Source organism: Alcanivorax limicola (assembly GCF_019931215.1).
Classification (GTDB): domain Bacteria; phylum Pseudomonadota; class Gammaproteobacteria; order Pseudomonadales; family Alcanivoracaceae; genus Isoalcanivorax; species Isoalcanivorax limicola.
This window is the reverse complement of record NZ_JAIOUB010000001.1, coordinates 741,826-760,289: the sequence shown is the minus strand read 5'-3', so window position 1 is coordinate 760,289 and position 18,464 is coordinate 741,826. Positions and strand designations below refer to the sequence as shown.

13 protein-coding genes and 1 tRNA gene are annotated in these 18,464 nt (G+C 62.3%); 8 read left to right on the top strand and 6 right to left on the bottom strand.

Annotation, left to right across the window (positions count from 1 at the left end; genetic code table 11):
• Window positions 1–10: 10 nt before the first annotated feature.
• The 3 genes from cydB to K8B33_RS03320 all read right to left on the bottom strand — a co-directional run bounded on the left by cydB (window position 11) and on the right by K8B33_RS03320 (window position 4,244).
• Window positions 11–1,015: a cytochrome d ubiquinol oxidase subunit II gene (gene cydB / locus K8B33_RS03330; RefSeq protein WP_223423265.1), complete on the bottom strand. Its 1,005-nt coding sequence runs from the start codon at window positions 1,013–1,015 to the stop codon at window positions 11–13.
• Window positions 1,016–1,020: 5 nt separating this feature from the next.
• The gene (locus K8B33_RS03325; protein WP_223424498.1) at window positions 1,021–2,439 is read right to left on the bottom strand and encodes a cytochrome ubiquinol oxidase subunit I; all 1,419 of its coding nucleotides are present in this window, start codon (window positions 2,437–2,439) and stop codon (window positions 1,021–1,023) included.
• A 257-nt stretch (window positions 2,440–2,696) separates the two neighbouring features.
• The gene (locus tag K8B33_RS03320) at window positions 2,697–4,244 is read right to left on the bottom strand and encodes an Ig-like domain-containing protein (protein ID WP_223423262.1); all 1,548 of its coding nucleotides are present in this window, start codon (window positions 4,242–4,244) and stop codon (window positions 2,697–2,699) included.
• Window positions 4,245–4,429: 185 nt separating this feature from the next.
• Between K8B33_RS03320 and K8B33_RS03315 the strand changes: the two genes are divergently transcribed.
• The 4 genes from K8B33_RS03315 (at window position 4,430) to K8B33_RS03300 (ending at window position 8,761) form a co-directional block, all read left to right on the top strand.
• Window positions 4,430–5,893, top strand: coding sequence for an alkaline phosphatase PhoX (locus tag K8B33_RS03315; RefSeq protein ID WP_223423260.1), 1,464 nt, complete (start codon window positions 4,430–4,432; stop codon window positions 5,891–5,893).
• A 63-nt stretch (window positions 5,894–5,956) separates the two neighbouring features.
• Window positions 5,957–6,919, top strand: coding sequence for an endonuclease (locus K8B33_RS03310; RefSeq protein WP_223423257.1), 963 nt, complete (start codon window positions 5,957–5,959; stop codon window positions 6,917–6,919).
• 188 nt (window positions 6,920–7,107) lie between these two features.
• Entirely contained in the window at window positions 7,108–8,637 is a 1,530-nt protein-coding gene (locus K8B33_RS03305) for a hypothetical protein (RefSeq protein WP_223423255.1), read from the top strand.
• 47 nt (window positions 8,638–8,684) lie between these two features.
• Window positions 8,685–8,761 (top strand) — tRNA-Val (locus K8B33_RS03300).
• A gap of 82 nt (window positions 8,762–8,843) precedes the next feature.
• On the opposite strand, the gene K8B33_RS03295 is transcribed toward K8B33_RS03300, so the two are convergent.
• Genes K8B33_RS03295 through K8B33_RS03285 form a run of 3 tightly spaced genes read right to left on the bottom strand, consistent with a single transcriptional unit; the run spans window position 8,844 to window position 15,643 of the window.
• Window positions 8,844–11,315 carry a TonB-dependent receptor gene (locus K8B33_RS03295; RefSeq protein ID WP_223423252.1) on the bottom strand — a complete coding sequence of 824 codons (2,472 nt, stop codon included), beginning with the start codon at window positions 11,313–11,315 and terminating at the stop codon, window positions 8,844–8,846.
• A 20-nt stretch (window positions 11,316–11,335) separates the two neighbouring features.
• Entirely contained in the window at window positions 11,336–14,626 is a 3,291-nt protein-coding gene (locus K8B33_RS03290) for a hypothetical protein (RefSeq protein WP_223423249.1), read from the bottom strand.
• 18 nt (window positions 14,627–14,644) lie between these two features.
• Entirely contained in the window at window positions 14,645–15,643 is a 999-nt protein-coding gene (locus tag K8B33_RS03285; protein WP_223423247.1) for a cytochrome-c peroxidase, read from the bottom strand.
• 349 nt (window positions 15,644–15,992) lie between these two features.
• Here K8B33_RS03285 and infC point away from each other — a divergent pair, with 349 nt between their 5' ends.
• From infC to pheS, 4 genes are all read left to right on the top strand, one after another.
• Window positions 15,993–16,658 (top strand): translation initiation factor IF-3, encoded by a 666-nt coding sequence (infC, locus tag K8B33_RS03280; RefSeq protein WP_449697241.1) that lies wholly within the window; start codon window positions 15,993–15,995, stop codon window positions 16,656–16,658.
• Window positions 16,659–16,713: 55 nt separating this feature from the next.
• Complete coding sequence (rpmI, locus tag K8B33_RS03275) at window positions 16,714–16,908, top strand: 50S ribosomal protein L35 (protein WP_223423244.1); 195 nt, start codon at window positions 16,714–16,716, stop codon at window positions 16,906–16,908.
• A 49-nt stretch (window positions 16,909–16,957) separates the two neighbouring features.
• Complete coding sequence (gene rplT, locus K8B33_RS03270; protein ID WP_223423242.1) at window positions 16,958–17,317, top strand: 50S ribosomal protein L20; 360 nt, start codon at window positions 16,958–16,960, stop codon at window positions 17,315–17,317.
• A gap of 112 nt (window positions 17,318–17,429) precedes the next feature.
• Complete coding sequence (gene pheS / locus K8B33_RS03265; protein ID WP_223423240.1) at window positions 17,430–18,449, top strand: phenylalanine--tRNA ligase subunit alpha; 1,020 nt, start codon at window positions 17,430–17,432, stop codon at window positions 18,447–18,449.
• Window positions 18,450–18,464 lie beyond the last annotated feature (15 nt).

Genomic DNA, 18,464 nt, shown 5'->3' with positions numbered 1-18,464 from the left:
GGGCGGAGAATCAGTGACCGTAGCCCTGCTGGCCGGATACCTTGCCGCGGAACACCCAGTAGGTCCAGGCGGTGTAGCCCAGCACAATGGGAATCACGAACAGGAAGCCCAGCAACAGGAACAACTGCGAACCAGGATCTGATGCTGCCTCATGGAACGTGAAGGTCGGCGGAATGGCATAGGGCCATTTGCTGATCGCCATGCCCAGCAGGAACAGGGCGAAGATCAGCAGGGTGCACAGAAACGGCAGCACTTCCTTGCGTTGCTGCAATGCGCGCATCAGCACTGCGCTCACCACGACCGTCAGCACCGGGAAGATCCACAAGACACTCAGGTTATCCAGCCAGCGTGCCATAACGCGCTCGTGGGCCAGCGGGGTCCAGATGCTGACGATCAGGAAGAACAGCATCAGTGTGCCCAGCAACCAGGGCGCCACACGATAAGCCCAGGCCTGCACTTCGCCTTCGGTCTTGATAATGGTCCAGGTGGCGCCGAGCAGGGCGTAGCCGACCACCACGCCGAGACCGGTCATGACGGTAAACGGGGTAAGCCAGTCAAAGGCGCCGCCGACGTAGCTGGTGCCTTCGGTGGTAAAGCCCTGGATGTAGGCACCGACCACGGCGCCCTGTGCAAAGGCTGCCACGGTGGAGCCGAGGTTGAAGGAGTAATCCCACAGGTGTTTGTTGCGCGTCGCCTTGAAGCGGAACTCGAATGCCACACCACGAAAGATGAGCCCGGCCAGCATCAGGAAAACGCCGATATAGAGGGCCGGCAGCATGATCGAATAGAGCAAGGGGAAGGCCGCCAACAGCCCGGCCCCGCCCAGGATCAGCCAGGTTTCATTGCCGTCCCAGATGGGGGCCACGGAATTCATCATGTCATCGCGGGCCTTGTCGCCCGGCGCGAAGGGAAACAGGATGCCGATGCCCAGATCAAAGCCGTCCATGATCACGTACATGAAGATCGCAAAAGAGACGATGCCTACCCAGATCAGTGTCAGATCAATCAGTTCCATGGCGCTCAGCTCCTGTGCGGTGCTTTCTGGTCGAGGTCGTTATCAATGGCCGTGTCCACCGCCGAAAACGGGCGTTTGGGACGGCCGGTCCCGTCGTCGGTCTTGATGGGATAGGCGTGCGGCCCGGCGCGCATGATGCGGCTGAGATAGTAGAGCCCGGCCGCGAAAATGGCTGCGTACACCAGCACGTAGCCGATCAGGGTCGCCAGCACCATCCAGCCGGTGAGTGATGGCGTGATACCGTCTTCGACCCGCAGCATGCCGTAGACCAGCCACGGCTGGCGGCCTGCTTCGGTGACAAACCAGCCGGCCAGCACCGCGAGGAAAGGCAGTGGTGCGGTCATCGACACGATGCGCAAATACCAGTTGCTGTTGAACAACTTGCCGCGCCAGTGGAGGAAGGCGCCGGTCAGCGTGATGGCAATCATCAGCAGGCCAATACCGACCATGACGCGGAAACTCCAGAACACGATGAACACGTTTGGCCGATCTTCCGGCGCCCACTCCTTCAGACCTTTGACTTCACCGTCCAGGTCGTGGGTCAGAATCAGGCTGGCGAGTTTCGGAATGCCGATTTCGAGAAAGTTCTTTTCCTGAGACTGGCTGGGAATGGCGAACAGCAACAGCGGCAAGCCTTCGCGGGTTTCCCAGGCGCCTTCCATCGCCGCGACCTTGACCGGCTGATGTTCGAGTGTATCGAGGCCATGCATGTCGCCGACAAAGGCCTGGGTCGGCGTCAGGATGGCCAACAGGATGATGGTAGAACCCAGCGCCTTGCGGCTGCTTTCTACCGCAGTGCCCTTGATTAGATACCAGGCCGACATGGCGGCCACCACAAAGCCACCGGTAATGAACGCGGCCAGCGCGAAGTGCGCAAAGCGCCAACCAAAAGAGGGATTGAAAATGGCCTGGCCCCAGGAGGTCATCTGGAAGTGGCCGTTCACCAGTTCGACCCCGGCAGGTGTCTGCATCCAGCTGTTGGCGGAGAGAATCCAGAACGACGAGATAAAAGTACCGATGGCCACCATAAAGGCGGAAAACAGGTGCATACCCGGTGGCACCCGATGGCGCCCGAACAGCAGGATGCCGAGAAATGCGGCTTCCAGGAAGAAGGCGGTCACCACTTCATAGCTGAGTACCGGGCCAAGGAAATTTGATGCGGCGTAGGAGAAGACACTCCAGTTGGTCCCGAACTGGAACGCCATGACGATGCCGGATACCACGCCCATGCCGAATACGACGGCGAAGATCTTGGTCCAGAAATGCGCCAGCTCTTCATAGACTGTCTTGCCGGTAGTGAACAACCGGGTTTCGAGAAAGGCGATGTAAGAGGCGAGGCCGATGGTGAAAACGGGAAAGATGGCGTGGAAGGACACCACGAAGGCAAACTGGATACGTGATAGCAGGACCGGATCAAGTTCGATCACGTTTTTCTCCCTGATGGTTGTGTCACCGTAACGGGTGCCGAAGGCGCTGGTCCATCAGACCCCTGAGCGCGCACAGCCCCCGGGAAGCAGTATCACATATGTTAAAGGTGGACCCAACAAGCGCCCGTGAAGTGCAGGGCGCCAGCGATCAGCCTGCATCATAGTCTTTTTTATCGGGGCGGGTGTGGAAAAACACTGCGGTATTTCGCCGCATGCAGGGCATGGCATGCATGCGGCTGTTATAGCAAACGACGTTACAGAGGCAGCAGGTCAGCCAGTGGGCCGAGCGGCAGGCTGTCGAGCCCCGGGCCCTGCTCGAGTCCACCGGCCAGCGCGACCACCAGTGTGGCGATAAAGCCGGCCGGCGCATTGCTGAGACCGTCAGCGCTGCCCAGAGACAACAGGGAACCATTGAGCAGGCCGATGCGCACCAGTGATTCAGTGCCCTGACCGAGCAGTTCAGCAATAGCACCCAGCGGCATGGCGCCGAGACCGTTCTGCAGCTGCGCCAGCCCTTCACCCACGGCGTCTGCCAGCGGGCCGGGCAACAGCGTTTCGAATCCCGGCGCGAGCAGGGCCAGCTCCAGGCCGAGTACGCCTTCGGTGGTGGTGAGTGCGTTGGCGATCTGTTGCAGGGCTTCAGCCGGGTCGCCATCGGCCAGTGCCTCGGCGAAGCCGGTCAATGCCAGGGGATTGACGTTCAATTCCAGTGACAGCGCACAGCGCTCGCCGGGTGTGCCCGGGTTGCACACCGCTACCAGTGTGTTGGTGCCATCGAGAGTGCCGTCGGGAATGCCGGCGGGGTCGAGTTGGCTCAAGGGCGTCACCAGCGGCAGCGTCAGCACCAGCAGATTGTCCAGGCCGCCCAGTCCGGCATCACGCTCGCTGATGCCCAGTGCGTTGAACAATTCGCCTGCCAGCAGATCAATGCCATCACTGACGCCGGGGATCTGGCGAATGATCTGTTCGTTGAGTTGCACCATTAGGCCGCCGGTGCGGAAGCGCGCCTGCACTGGCGCCTGCAACGCGTTGCCGGACAGATCGCGCAGATTGGTGGTCACGCTGAGCCGGAACCAAGTTTGCTGGGGCAAGGGCTGTGCCGGGATAAAGCGCACGATATCGCCGTCCGTATCCAGCGTGCCGGCGACCGGTTGATTGCTGCCCTCCTGAATCAGGAACACGCTGCCGGGTGTGCTGGCGGGCGCGATGGCCTTGTTGAATGTCAGCGTCAAAGGCTCGCCGCCCGGTGCGAGAAATTCACCGTCGGCAGGGTTGAGCGTCGTCAGGCGCGGCTGTGCCAGGTCCCTATCGGTGCCAGTGCTGAATACGCTGGCAACCGCATCAGCATCGCGCAATGTGCGCGGCGATGCGCACTGATCGCGCAGCGCTGTCGTCAGGGTCAGCGTGTATTCGGTGTCAGGCTGCAACGGCATGTCCGGCGTGGCGGTAATGGTATTGCCATTGATATCGAAGGCCAGCATGCCGGCACCGGGGCCTGTCAGCATGACGCTGCTGTTATCGACGCTGGCCGGGTCGACGGGGGCGTTGAAGCGCAACAGCAGGCTGCTGTTCAGCGCTACATCAGTGGCGCGATCTGCCGGTGTGCGGCCATTGTCTTCCGCCAGCATAAACATGTCGTCATCACAGGCCGTGCCGACGGGTTGTGTATCCGGGCCCTCATCGCGGGGTACGTCCGCGCCGGTAGACGAGGGTGTGGAAGAACTGCCACCACAGGCGCTGAGCAACAGCACCAGCGCGGTAAAGCAGGGCAGAAGGTATGACGAAAAATAAAGACGCGGCATGCTGGCTTTCCGGTGATGTATGACGATGGTCGCCAGTGTCGCGACCGAGTCTTTCAGAAAAAAGACAAGGCCCTGCAGATGTGTAGCAGAATCATGGCAATTGTGTTGCGCTTTTGTAGACGATCATCAATCCGTCATAGCCGACAGGGAGCATCGCGCTGATTTTATTTTTCAGGGTTGATGTCATGCATTCTGTTTCTCTGACGCGTCGCAAACTCATTCAGGCCATGTTTTACGGTGCAGGTGCTTCGGTACTGGGTGCCTGTGGCGGTTCCTCCTCAACAGGCGCCGGGCCGGGCCAGCCCGGTGCGCCACTGCCGCCGGGCGCACCGGAGCCACTGACGGCGGAGTTGCCGCTGGCGCCGGGGCCGCTGGCCAATATCGGGCCGTTGGTGGAGAGCGATGTGGATGGCGTTCTGATTCCCGAGGGCTTCAGCATTCGCCGCGTTGCCCGGCATCTGGAAAATCCCGTGACCGGCCTGCCGGACCCGCTGGGCCTGACCGGCTATAACTGGCACACCTTCCCGGACGGTGGCGCTGTGTTTCCGGTGGAAGAGGATGGCGGTTGGGTTTATGTGTCCAACAGCGAAACGCCGATCAACGGCGGCGTCGGTGCATTGCGCTTCGATGCGGACGGTCGCGTGACGCGGGCTTACAGCATTCTGCGCAACACCCGCACCAACTGTGCTGGCGGACCGACGCCGTGGGGCACCTGGTTGTCCTGCGAGGAAGTCTCAGACGGGTTGGTCTATGAATGTCATCCACTGGGCACACCCTCCCAGGCCCAGGTGCGGCCGGCGCTGGGCGTGTTCCGTCATGAAGCGGCGGCGGTCGACTGGCAGACCCGGACGGTGTACCTGACGGAAGACCGTGGCGATGGCCGGTTCTATCGTTTTCGCTCTTTCGGCACGGTGACGTCGATGACAGGGCAGCCGTCGCTGGATCTGGATAACGGTGTGCTCGAGGTGCTGGAAGTGACGGGCTTCGAGAATGGCGCCTACCAGGAAGATATTGTGCAGGCGCGGCGCGTGAATCGGGTGCGCTGGGTGCCGGTGATCGATCCCCATCGGCCGCAGGAAACCGTGCGCCCCGAAGTCGAAGGCATCGCCGGCGTGGGCGCACCGGGCACGCGCTTCCGGGGCGGCGAGGGCCTGTGGATACAGGAATTGCCGGAAGGGTTACGGCCGCCGGTCATGGGCGCGGCACATCCGCTGCGTGCAGTGGTCTTCTTTGCCTGCAAGGGCGACAACCGGGTGCTGGCCCTCGACGTGGATAACGATCTGCTGGAAGTGGTGTTCGACAACGATCAACTGATCGGCGTCGGTGAGCCGTTTGATGATGTGGATAATCTGGTGATCAGCCCGGCAGGGGATGTGGTGGTGGCTGAAGACGGCGACCTGATGCGCCTGATGGTGATGGTCCCGAATCAGCCGGCACGGATTCTCCTGCAAGTGCCGGGCGGTGGCAGTGAGCTGACCGGCCCTGCCTTCACGCCCGACGGCTCGCGGCTGTATTTCAGCAGCCAGCGCGGGCGCACGCCGTTGCTGACCGCCAGTGGTGTCACCTATGAGTTGACCATTCCCGAGGCCTTCCGCCGTCGCGTTTCGCCGGCCTCTGCAGTGATGGGGCAGATTCATCGCCCGAGCTGAAGCTGTCGTATACTGCACCTTTGCGCCGCTCGTTGCGGCGCTCAGGCCATGGGGCTTACGGGAATGCAGTACACGTCATATCGCCGACGCGTGTCGTTGGTGGGTCTTGCGGTGTGGCTGTTGCTGGCCGTTGCTGCGGCAACGGCTGCACCAGCCACGTTCGAGCGGGCCAAGATCGAAGCGCGGCAACACATTTATGCTGATCGCAGTACGGCGGGCACCCTGTACTGCGGTTGTGCCTGGGACTGGGCCGGGCGGTCCGGTGGCCGCATTGATTTCGCGAGTTGCGGGTATGCGGTACGGGCTCAAGAGACCCGCGCGGCGCGGCTGGAGTGGGAGCATGTGGTGCCGGCCAGCAACTTCGGCCGGGCCCGGCAGTGCTGGCAGGAAGGCGGGCGCCGCCACTGTAACGCCACCGACCCGGTGTTCAATGCCATGGAGGCGGACCTGCATAACCTCAGCCCGTCAGTGGGCGAGATCAACGGTGACCGCTCCAATTTCCGCTTTACCGTGCTGCCGGATGCGGCGCGGCAGCATGGCGCCTGCGACTTCCGGGTGGACTTCTCCCAGCGTGCGGTCGAACCCCGGGATGCGGTAAAAGGCAAGGTCGCGCGTATTACCTTCTATATGCATGACCGTTATGATCTGCCCATGGCGGATGCGCAGCAGCGCCTGCTGATGGCCTGGGATCGCCAGTTTCCGGTGAGTGAGTGGGAGCGCGAGCGCGACCGGCGCATTGCGGCGCGCATGGGGCACCATAACCCCTTCGTTACCGGCGAGCGCCAGTGGCAACGTGGGCATCGCAATAGCGGCGAGGGCGTGCTGAGTCGATTGCCGGATACCCATCCGGCGGTGCGCGAGCCCCACGCGGGCCAGCCGGTGCGTGGCAACCGCAACAGCAATCTTTACCATCTACCGACAGGCTGCCCGGGTTACCATCAGATCAGCGCACGTAATGTGGTGGAATTCGACGATGAACAGGCGGCGCTGGCGGCAGGGTTTCGCAAGGCGGGCAACTGCCGTTAGTGGTCGAGTAGTGGGGCAGCGCCCTTGACCTTGCGGCGTGAAGGCCGGTCTGTAAAGACATGCCCCGGTGCGGGCTGGCGGCGCAGAATCGAGCGAGTAGTTCGTTACAAGTAGTCCGTTAACAACAATACATGAGTCATTCCTTTGGTCCTGCGCGTCTGCGGGGCCCGCACAGGAGGTACTACGCCATGTCCGGATGGCCGAACCGATCCCGTTTCCTGCTGGCTGGCAGCCTGTGGCTGTGCCTGTCCGCTGCTGCTACCGCACAGTCCGTTCCCGGTGACATCATTGATCGCGGCTGGCGGCCGCCGGTGTCACTCGCCGGTGAGGGCGACCCCCATGCCGCCGTTGAGCGCATGCGCGAGTACGCTGAGCTGCGTCATACGCTGGTGCACAACACCGAGTACCACGAGGCCACCCAGGCCTTTGTGGGTGATCTGCGTTCCTCGCTGGAGCGTTTTGATCTGAAAGGCTTCTACCGCCTGCTGCCGGAAACGGCGGGGGAGGATCGCCAGCTCAATCTCGAAGGCGTGCTCAAAGATGGCACCTATCGGGTCGGCCCTGGCACTGCGGATGCGCGCCAGCCGCGCCCGAGCGCGGCAGTGCTGCCCATGGGCGATATGCAGGCCAGCATCCGTGCCCGGGAGATCAATGCCGGGCGTGCGACGCATTATCTGCTCAGCGGCGATGTCCGGGTGGGCATGGGCGGCATGAGCTGGCCGGCGGTGGTGGAAGCCTCCCGGGATACGCTGCGTCTGACGGTGGAAGGTGAGCCAGCGTTCCAGGGCTATCGTGGCCGCGTCCTGAGCATGAATCCCAAACTGGCCCGCCATGAGGTGGATGTGCTGGCGCCGCTGTGGGCAGCCTACCCGGCGATCTGGGAACTGGTGGCCGACCTGGGTGAGATCGAGAGCCTGGTGCTGGCGGGAAGCCCGGCGGACCAGGACCGTGAATTGAAGGTGTCGGTGCGGGTGAATACCGACAGCATGAGCCAGCATTATCCGTCGCTGGCCCGGTACCTGAACCGGCTGGGGTCGCTGATTACCGTCAGTGCTGCAGTGCATGATGAGTACGGCGAGGTGCTGGGGGTCGAGATGAACACCCGCGACCTGCGTGCCGAGATCACCATGCTGATCCGCGACGGCCAGCCAGTGGCCACGCGCCACGGCAAGGCAGTGCCGGATGCCGTACCGTTGCTGGATCACACGGAGCGCCGGCTGAGCGTGCATGTGGATACCCGCGTGGAGCTGCTGGGCATCGTCGCCGATGTCACAGGGCTGCAGGGCTATCTGCATTACAAGCCCGCACCCGGCGGCGCCGTGATTGGCGCGCAGATGATCCATGTGCCCGCAGTGAAAACCAGTGGCCGGGCGCTGGGCATCATGCCGGCGGGCGCCATCAACTTTGTGCTGCCGCGCTCCATTGATCAACTGGCCCGGGATTTCCTGACGGTGGCCACGCAGGGCAACAACGGGCGTGGTATCACCGGCACTGTGGTGTTCGAGCAATCCGCGGAAACCGGCGAGGCGGAGTTGCACGCCAGCGGTGCCTTCGAGGCACTGGATAACTTCATGGTGCGGCTGGGCATGCGCATGGTCAGTGACCGGCTGATTCCGGATACGCGCACGGCGGAGGAGATCGGCAGTCTGGTCTCCGCAGTGCAGGCTGCCTTCGTTGACGATCTGGATCTGTTCGAGCGTCGGGTGGCCGGGCTGTAAAAACGCTTTGACAGCCGGGAGGCAGGCTGTAGAATACCGCGCTCTACAGGCACGTAGCTCAGTTGGTTAGAGCACCACCTTGACATGGTGGGGGTCGGTGGTTCGAATCCACTCGTGCCTACCAGACAGACGAAAAGGCCGCTCCGGAAACGGAGCGGCTTTTTTTGTGGGCGGTGTTTTCGTGGATGGTGTGTTCGCGGCCGGCCTCAGAAGCTGAGCCCGGCTTCCAGCCAGAAGTAGCGGCCGATTTCGACACCACTTTGCTCATCGGGCACCGTATAGGTGCGGCCATTGAACGCATTGTGCACCTTGGCGCCGACGAACCAGTGTGCGTTGGCTTGCCACTGGCCGCCCAGATCTGTGAGGAGCGTGCCGCGTCGGCGCTCGTCGCGAAACAGCTCCAGCTGCTCGGGTATCTGTTCGCCGCCCACATCAATCAAATCCCCCTCGACCTGCGTGCCGGTCGATACGATGCTGCGATAGCTCGCGCGGTAGCGGGTATTGAGGCTCAGGGTCAGGTTCTGCCCGAGCTGCGTCGACAGGGCCAGGTTGGCGATCAGTGGCCGGGCGAAATCCTCGCGCAGGATATCCAGTTCACCGTAGGCCAGTCGGCGGCCATTGTAGAAGACGAATGCCTGGCCGGAGCGCGGGTCGGGCTGGCTGTCGTAGTCGTTGCTGTTGGTGCGGGTTTCTGACCAGGTAACGTAGGCGTTGGCCAGCAGTCGCTGCCACGCGCCTTCCCAACCCAGGCTGGCGGCGCGATGCCGTGAGCGCCCCTCGTTGTTCATGATGATGTTGCGAAACCCATCCGCCTGCACATCGGTTTCAGTGCGCGCCAGTTCGTCACGGTTGTCCCGGGCCAGCAATGACAGCGTCAGATGACCGCCCCACAGGGCCTGGCGCAGGTCAACGGCGAGTTCATCGCTGAACGGTGTGCGCAGATCCGAGAACAGAAAGCGGTCACGCCCTCGGGCCAGATCTTCTTCCCAGTCGTTGACGACATTGCTGGTGGCGCCGCGAACCTGAGTGCGGAATGGCTGCTGTGCCTCGCGCAGGCGGTAGGTCAGCAGGGGCGCGCCGTAATAGCGGTTGGCACCCAGCGTCAGGCGTGTGGCCCCGCGACCGGCAATATCCCAGGACAGGGTGGCGCGCGGTGAGAGGTTCAGGTTGTCGAGAAAATCATCGTGCTCCAGGCGTAACCCGGCTCGCAGGCTGACATCGCTCCAGTCCAGCGTTTGCTCGGTGAACAGGGCGGTTTCCACGAGGGCGACGCTGACGCGGTCGGGGTCATAGACAGTGCGGCGAACAAAATATTGCTCGCCAGGCACACAATCCACGAACTCGCCGCGGCATTCGATATTGCTGTTGGTGCGCGCCTCATTGTGCACCAGCAGGCGCTGGCGGCGCTGTTCCATGGCGTGTGTATAACGCAACTGAGTGCCGATACGGCTGGTTAACGACAGGGCGCCAACGTCACGACTGGCAAGTCCGATGATCCAGCGCAGCTCGGCGCCTTGTTGTTCCCGACTCAGGTCGCCGTAGCCGCCCTCGCGGCTGGTATCCAGGTTGGCCCGGGCGCCCCAGTCGCGGCTGCGGGTGTTCTGCCAGTTGAAAAAACCGTTGTTGGCCCGGCGTTCATTTTCCTGATGGTTGAGGCTCAGGCGGATGTCATGGCTGACGGTGTCGCCGAGAATATCCAGGCGTGTCTGCAGGGCCTGGCCGCCGCCGCTGACGTCAATCTCGCTGTGACGCACGTTCTTCAGGAACAGTTGTTGCGAGTAGGGCGCGTGAGTGAGGGTGACATCCAGCAACGCCAGTGGTGTCAATGCCGTGCTGGTCTTGACCAGCAGATTGAGATTTTCCTGAGTGTTGTCCTGCATGCGACCCAGCGAGACATCCGAGGTGACGCTGCTGCTGTGATGCACGCTGATCAGGCCGGCGGTGGCCTCGGTCAGGGCGCGTTGGTAGCTGGCGTTCAGTCGTTGCCGCTGGAACTGCGGTGCATCGGGGGGCGGTTGGGGGAGTCCACCGTCGTCGGGATCGAACGGTGCTGTGAATATGCGGTATTGCGCCCAGTCGCTGTGCGTGCCGCTGATGCCCAGATTGCCCGCCGGGGTACGTCCCGGACGGATGGTGGTCAGATCGACGACACCACCGGTGAAGCCGCCATACTCCACCGGTGCATTGCTGTCGAAGATGCGAATTTCGTCAATCAGGCTGCTGTCGATGAACAAACCCTGTTCGTGCCCGGGTATGGCATTGATGCCGAGACCATCGCGGTTGGCAGGATCGAGCCGGTTGCTGGTGGACAGCCCGTCCAGCGCAAACTGGTTCTCGAAAAACCGGCCGCCGGAAATGGACAGTGATTCCGGTCGGATATCACTGATGGCGTCTGCCTCGAGGGCTGCCTCACCGAACTGTACGGCAGGCACCTGCTTGAGCAGTTGTTCAATGCCGCCGTCCGCAGCACCGAATGCGTCGATATGCCGCCGGTCAAAACGTCGTTCGCCGGCGTCACCTTCGTGATCGCCGGGCGCTTTGCTGCCGGCGATCACCGTGACGGTGCGCAAGCGATTGTCTGGCGCCTCATCGTCGTCACCCGGGTCGGTGCTGTCGGCGAATGCCAGTGGCTGGCCCAGCGCGAATAGCGCCAGACTCAAGCTACTGGCATGACGCATGACACGACCCACCCCGTGCTTCATCCGTTGCTGCCACCCATGCCGTCACACAAGGCGCAGTAAGGCGTCCTGTCAGTGCTGTCCGGCTCGCCATCGCCGTCGATATCCGTATCCAGCGTCAGCGGGCTCAGCGTGATGTCCGTAGCGCTCGCCTGGGGGCTGAAGAAATCCGGACGGCCATCGCCGTCGAAGTCGAAACGTGCCAGCCGGGTGCCGGGGAAGGCATCCTGTTGCACCAGTAGTGTTGCGATCCCGGTCAGGCGCCGGTTGCGCTCGGCGCCGCTGGCCTGGTCGGCGACCGTGCGCGCGTCGTCGAGTTCGCCGGCCAGCGCCAGCAGCTCCGCAGCTTGTTTCTCGGCATCGGCACGGTCCTGTGCATTATTGATGGTTGCTGCGCCCGGCAGTACACCGATGAAGTCGGTGTCTTCGCCGGTGGCCACGCGGCGCAGCAGATCGGCATAGTCTTCCATCAGTGCCTGTTGTGTGGCCGTGGCAACCCCGCTGCGTGCCACGTTACGACGCAGGATGTCGCGCACGACAGCAACATGGTTGCCATACAGGCGGGCGGCCTCCACAACATCGACGCGAGCTGCCTCGTCCGCTGCGGCCTCCCAGGCATCCTGAAGAGCGGGAAGCACTGCCGCCAGACTGCTCCGGGCAGCGTCCTCAGCGCCTGCATGGGCCTGCATGGCAGCCACCGCCTGCGCCAATTGCATGGCGCGGCTGAGCGGGTCGTTGATGCCTGATGCCAGGGTGCCCGCTTCTTCGAGCTGTTGCCGGGCGGCGCTGGTCAGTCCGGCATCAACGTGGATCTCAGCCAGGCGGCTGAGCACGTCGACGCGCACCTGGTCGGGCACCATGCCGGCGGCGGCGCGAGCATTGACGGTGTCGGCGCAGCTGCTGATGCGATCAGCGGCCAGAGCATCGTCACCCAGTTGCAATGACAAGATGGCGGCGCGAATACAGCCACGCTCGAACATCTGTTCGGCACGACGTTGGCTGGTGGTGCCGGTGGCTTCAGCGGCATCAAGAAAGGCATCGCTCTGGCTCAGGGACCAGGCGCGGTCGGCCAGCAGCCGAGCCGTGTCGAACTCTTCATTGTCCAGAGCCAGAGAGAACAGATTGCGAGTGCCAATCACCCGGTCCTTGAGGCCGGTATAGGTCGGTCGGTTTCCCACACCGTTACCGGAGTGGGTGTAGGCGTTCATCAGCTCTACCGGCGAGCTGATATCATGGGTCAGTGTGTCCATGGCGCCATCGAAGTCGCCTTCGACAATCTGGTTGCGCACCACAAAAATCAGCGCTGCGTTACGCACTTCAGTGCGGTAGTGATCAGTAAACAGCAGATCGAGCATCTCTTGATAGGCGTCATCCAGACCGTAGGTCGGGTAAACCGGTGCGATGAACTTCGCATAGGCACTCATGGAAATGAGTGCAGTGGTTGCCATGGGGCCTTCGTGGCAACCGCGGCTGGTGAAATAGCTGGCAAAGTTGTCTGTCGCCTGGATGGCGTCCTGCGCCAGGCCGAGACGCCGGTAATGATCGCCGTACATGGCGGTGTATTGCGATGCAAGCAGGCAGGAGGCCACCATAGATGAGCCGACACCGGGGAAATTGTCGGTCAGGTCCTGCAGAAGGTTCACGGCGGCGACGGCCTGTTGTTGAGCCAGGCCGGTCAGGCCGGCATTTTCGGCGGCGGTGACCCGTTCGTTGGCCAGATTGAGCACCGCAGACGTCAAGGTGCTGTAGTTGCCATTGAAGGGCTTTTGCTGGCCGCCCTGGGCCAGGATGAAGTCGCTGATCGGGGCCAGCGCCTGCTCGGCGCGTTCCGTTTCACCGGCATTGCTGAAATCTGTGCTCAGGCTGCGTAACAAAAAGGTTTCGTTGGATCCGATATTGGACAGGCCAATGGCGTCGATATGTGCTTCAGTAATCGCCAGTACTTCATCAAGCAGGGCGAGACCACGCTCGCGTGCTTCGAAGGTCTGAGTCAGGGCGGCAAGGCCGGCAGCCCGGAACCCCCGCGCTTTGGTGAGCGGGTCGAAAATACGTGTGCTGACCATCAATTCGGCTTCGTCGATCAGCCCGGCTTCGGCCAGCCCCTCGGCGATCTTGTTGAAAATCGGATCAAGCACGGTGTCGTCGTTGACGCCGCGGAACAGCTGTTCGGCCAGGAAGTACGGCGACTGGTCAGAATTGAGGAAGTAGCGGATGCGCGCTGCATTGTCCTGCCCCAGTATTTCACCCATGGCGAGCGGCAGTTGTGTATCAATGACGCGCAGATCGGCCAGCGCGGCGATACGGGCATCGTCGCCCAGCGCTTCCGGTGCCACAAACCCTGCGACCAGATCGCCGGTGTCAATGTCGTACTCGCGCAGGGTATAGCGTGCGATGTTGGCAAAGGTGGCGGACTCGGGTTGCAGGCCGCGCTCGCCGTTGGCGTGCCAGAGTTGCTGCGCCAGTGCATTGAGCGCATCGCCGTCCAGTGTGTCGGCGGGCGTGCCAAGCTGTTCTGACAGGAAGTGTTCCAGCGCCAGACGAATCTGTGTGCGGTTGAAGGCCTGACGCAATGCGCCGGCGTCGTCGGCGTCGAGCTGTTGCAGCACGGCGATGCGATCGGCGTCGCGGCTCAGTCGCGCGCGCAATGCGACAGGCAGGCTGTCATCCGCGCTCAATAACCCGGCGGTTGCCGCCACATCACCGCCGCTGGCGATAAGCGCCTGGGTGAGCAGGGACAGGCCGTCATTCTGCGTGCGCAGGCTGGCCAGCAACTGGCCGATCAACAGGTTGGCCTGTTGTGCGCGGGGGTGACTCGCGGGGTTGTCGAGGCCGGCGCGCAAGTGCCCGCCAAACCAGTTGTCGAGGGCGGCATCGCTGCCCTGGGTCCTGCGCAGATGTGCGGACAGCGTGGACAATGGCGAGAGAATCCGGGGGCCATCAGGGGTGGTGTCGCCAAGCAGCCGCAGCAGGGTCACGCCCTGCATGTCGAGACCGGTGTTGTTGACCACGCCGCCAGTGGCGGACAGATACCAGCCCGGTTGCGGGGTGGTCGGGGTGCTTACGCTGAACTGTCCACTCTGGTCGCTGACCACGACAGATGAGCGGGCGCTGTCGGCGTCGTCACGCAGCAGCACACGGGCATTGCTGGCGCCGGGCACATCCACTTGGCCGGTCAGGCTGGTCTGCGGCGGTGGCGTAGTGCCGCCGCTACCGCCGCCGCCACCGCACGCTTGCAGGCCGACAAGCGCGAGCATGCCTGAGAGAAGGAGTCCCAGCCGCTGGTGGCGGCGCGTGAGCTGAGCAGGTTTCATGGGTAAGGCCTCATCATGTCAGGGCAGCGAAGGAGGTTCGCGGCGGTTTTCTCCGGGGCTGGGCGAGATGGCCTTCAGGAAGGCCTCGAGATCGCTGATCTCCGACGCGCTCAGTGCCAGGGGCTGGATCAGTGGTGACAGTTTTGGAAATTTCGGGTCGTCGTGCTGACCCTCGAGTGCGTTGTTCTGCCACCAGCCGATGTTGTAGAGGTGCAGCAGGCTTCTCAGGTCGGGGGCGATGCCGGTGTGCATCCAGGGGCCGGTCAGGGCGGTGCCACGCAGTGGCGGTACGCGGAACGCTGTCATGTCCTGTGGCGCGCCGGTGACGCGATGACGCCCCTCATAGCCGCCGCTGTGTTGATAGACTGCGGTCCCGAGATGGTGGAACGTCTCGTCGGAAAACAGTGCGCCGCTGTGGCAGTTCATGCAGCGGGCCTGGGTGCGAAACAGATGCAGGCCGCGGACTTGGGCATCCGAGAGGCTTTCGCGGTCACCGCGCAGGAAGCGATCGAATGGCGTGTTCGGCGTATTGATGGTGCGGACGAAGTCCGCAATAGCACCGGCGATCCTGTCGAACGTCACCGCGTCGTCATCGAAGGCGGCTTCGAACAGGGGGCGATAGCCGTCTGTCTCCGCAATCCTGCGCACGGCCTGTGCCTCGGTGGCATTCATTTCGATCGGGTTCAGTATGCTGGCCTTGGCCTGTTCTTCCAGCGAGCCGACGCGGCCATCCCAGAAGATGTGGGTCAGGTAGCCGGTGTTCATGATCGACGGTGTATTGCGGTGCCCGCGTTGCCGGTCGTGGCCAAAGGGCAGGCGTCGGCCATCGGCCCAGCCCATATCCGGGTCATGGCAGCTTGCACAGGCGATCTGCCCGGAGCTTGATAACCGGGGGTCGAAGAACAGCTTCTGGCCCAGGTCGCGCTTCGCGGGGGCGATGTCGGCACGGGGGGGCAGTTCGCCCAGGGGCTGCCAGGCCACGCCATCGTCCACATGCGGGGCGGGCCAGCAGCTCACGGGCTGCTCATAGAGTGCCCGCAGAGGCAGGTTTGTCCTACCCTCTGCAGTCTCGTTCTCCGTCAGGCATGCGCTGCCCGTGGCAATGGTTGCCCAGCATGTTGCCTTGACCAACAGAGCGGCCGCCACAGCGCGAATGAAGTGAAGAGGGTGCATGTCAGCAAGCCAGAAAGTAATCAGCGCGCCTGTGTCAGCATCAGACCGGGCACGTTATCGTTAAGAGTAATGATAACAATTATCATTTATGTTAATGGCAATGTGCCATCACGGTCAACAACCGTAAAAAAGCTGCCCGGAAGGGCGCGGCAAACCGGCGCCAAAACAGGTAAACAAGCGGGCGCCGGGGCTTGTGCCCCTCTGGGGCGGTCTATACAATGCGCGGTCAGCCAAACAGGTTGGGGGTCGAAACCGGCGCCGGGCAACGTCCCGGGCGCGCAGCAGTGTTTCGACAGACGAGAACAGACCGGAGGTAGTCCACATTAAAAGTGGCGGCAAGGGCGACAAACGCGCCCGCATCAATGAGCAGATTCAGGTAAGCCAGGTTCGCCTTATCGATGACGAGGGTGAACAGATAGGCATCGTCAATCTGGAAGAGGCCATCGCAGCGGCCCAGGCCAAAGACCTGGATCTGGTGGAAATCTCCCCGGACGCGGAGCCACCGGTCTGCCGCATGATGGACTACGGCAAGCATCTGTTTGATCTCAAGCAGAAGCTGAAAGAAGGGCGCAAGAAGCAGCGCCAGACGCAAGTGAAGGAAATGAAATTCCGTCCCGGCACGGACGATGGCGATTATCAGGTGAAATTGCGTAACCTGATTCGCTTTCTTGAGGCCGGTGACAAAGCCAAGGTAACCGTCAGGTTCCGAGGCCGTGAGATGGCGCACCAGAACCTGGGGCTTGAATTGCTTCAGCGGGTGGAAGCGGATCTTGCGGAGATAGGGCAGGTCGAGCAGCGTCCGAATATGGAAGGCCGACAGATGATCATGATCATCGCGCCCCATCGCAAGAACAAGTAACCGGATCGCCGGGTACTTGCTGAACACTACCTAACGAATACAGTTGAGAGAGATCATGCCAAAGATCAAATCAAATCGCGGGGCCGCCAAGCGTTTCAAGAAAACCGCCTCCGGTTTCAAGCGTAAGCAGGCATTCAAAAACCATATCCTGACGAAGAAATCCAACAAGCGGATTCGTCAGCTCCGGCCGAAGTCCGAGGTGCATGCCTCTGATGTGGCGCTGGTGAAGCGCATGTTGCCGGGTGTCTGAGACGCCTGCATTCAACGCTGGATAATTTAACGGTTTTTGGAGAACTGAAATGGCTCGAGTAAAGCGTGGTGTGCAGGCCCGTCGCCGGCACAAGAAAATTCTGAAACTGGCTAAAGGCTACTATGGTGCCCGCAGCCGTGTGTACCGTGTTGCTGTGCAGGCCGTTACCAAGGCTGGCCAGTACGCGTACCGTGACCGTAAGGCACGCAAGCGTCAGTTCCGTCGTCTGTGGATTGTGCGTATCAATGCCGGTGCGCGTATGCACGGTATGTCGTACAGCCGCATGATCAATGGCCTGAAGAAAGCGGCCATCGAGATCGACCGCAAGGTCCTGTCCGATCTGGCGATCCGCGACCAGGTTGCGTTTGGCGCGCTGGCTGAGAAAGCCAAAGCGAGCCTCGCCGCCTGAACGTCTGCGTAGACTGAACGCGCATGACAGCAACCTGCCGGGGAATTGACCCTCCGGCAGGCGATAACGGGGGAAGAGCTCGCGCTCTTCCCCCGTTTTTTTTGGAGAAACGATGGATAACCTGGAAGCGTTGACCAACCAAGCCCTGAAGGCAGTCGCTGAGGCGGCGGATCTGCGCGCACTGGATGACGTGCGGGTGCAGTACCTGGGCAAGAAAGGCGAGATCAGTGCGTTGCTGAAAGGGCTGGGCAAGCTGTCCGCCGAAGAGCGGCCGCAGGCGGGGGCCTTGATCAACGAAGCGCGCGATCAGGTGCAGGCGGCGCTGGACACGCGCAAGCAGGCCATGAATGCCGCGGCGCTGGCAGAAAAGCTGGCGGGTGAGCGTGTGGATGTCACGTTGCCCGGGCGCGGTGAGCAGCCTGGCGGGCTGCATCCGGTGACGCGTACGCGCCGCCGTATCGAGGATTTCTTTGCCGGGCTCGGCTATGCCGTGTCCGAAGGCCCGGAGGTGGAGGATGACTTCCACAACTTCGAGGCGCTGAACATTCCCGGGCATCACCCGGCGCGTGCCATGCACGATACTTTTTATTTTCCGGACGGCCATCTGCTGCGCACCCATACCTCACCGGTACAGATACGGGTGATGGAAAACGGTGCGCCGCCGTTTCGTATCATCGCGCCGGGCCGCGTGTATCGCTGTGACTCGGATCTGACCCACACGCCGATGTTCCATCAGGTGGAAGGGTTGCTGGTGGACGAGGGCATCACCTTTGCGGATCTGCGCGGCACGGTTGCGGCGTTTCTGCGTGCCTTTTTTGAAGTGGACGATCTGGCGGTGCGATTCCGTCCGTCCTATTTCCCCTTCACCGAGCCGTCTGCGGAAGTGGATATCGGCTGTACGCATTGTGGCGGCAAGGGCTGCCGCGTATGCAAACAGACCGGCTGGCTGGAAGTGATGGGCTGCGGCATGGTGCACCCGACGGTGCTCAAGCATGGCGGCGTGGACCCGGAGCGATACAGTGGTTTCGCTTTCGGCATGGGCGTGGAGCGTCTGGCGATGCTGCGTTATGGCGTCAAGGATCTGCGTATGTTCTTCGAAAACGACGTGCGTTTTCTCGCTCAGTTCCGCTGATCAAAGGATAAAAGA

Coding starts and splice junctions, on each gene's coding strand:
- cydB (WP_223423265.1), bottom strand. CDS start 1,015: ATGGAACTGATTGATCTGACACTGATCTGGGTAGGCATCGTCTCTTTT.
- K8B33_RS03320 (WP_223423262.1), bottom strand. CDS start 4,244: ATGCCGCGTCTTTATTTTTCGTCATACCTTCTGCCCTGCTTTACCGCG.
- K8B33_RS03315 (WP_223423260.1), top strand. CDS start 4,430: ATGCATTCTGTTTCTCTGACGCGTCGCAAACTCATTCAGGCCATGTTT.
- K8B33_RS03310 (WP_223423257.1), top strand. CDS start 5,957: ATGCAGTACACGTCATATCGCCGACGCGTGTCGTTGGTGGGTCTTGCG.
- K8B33_RS03305 (WP_223423255.1), top strand. CDS start 7,108: ATGTCCGGATGGCCGAACCGATCCCGTTTCCTGCTGGCTGGCAGCCTG.
- K8B33_RS03295 (WP_223423252.1), bottom strand. CDS start 11,315: ATGCGTCATGCCAGTAGCTTGAGTCTGGCGCTATTCGCGCTGGGCCAG.
- K8B33_RS03290 (WP_223423249.1), bottom strand. CDS start 14,626: ATGAAACCTGCTCAGCTCACGCGCCGCCACCAGCGGCTGGGACTCCTT.
- rpmI (WP_223423244.1), top strand. CDS start 16,714: ATGCCAAAGATCAAATCAAATCGCGGGGCCGCCAAGCGTTTCAAGAAA.
- rplT (WP_223423242.1), top strand. CDS start 16,958: ATGGCTCGAGTAAAGCGTGGTGTGCAGGCCCGTCGCCGGCACAAGAAA.
- pheS (WP_223423240.1), top strand. CDS start 17,430: ATGGATAACCTGGAAGCGTTGACCAACCAAGCCCTGAAGGCAGTCGCT.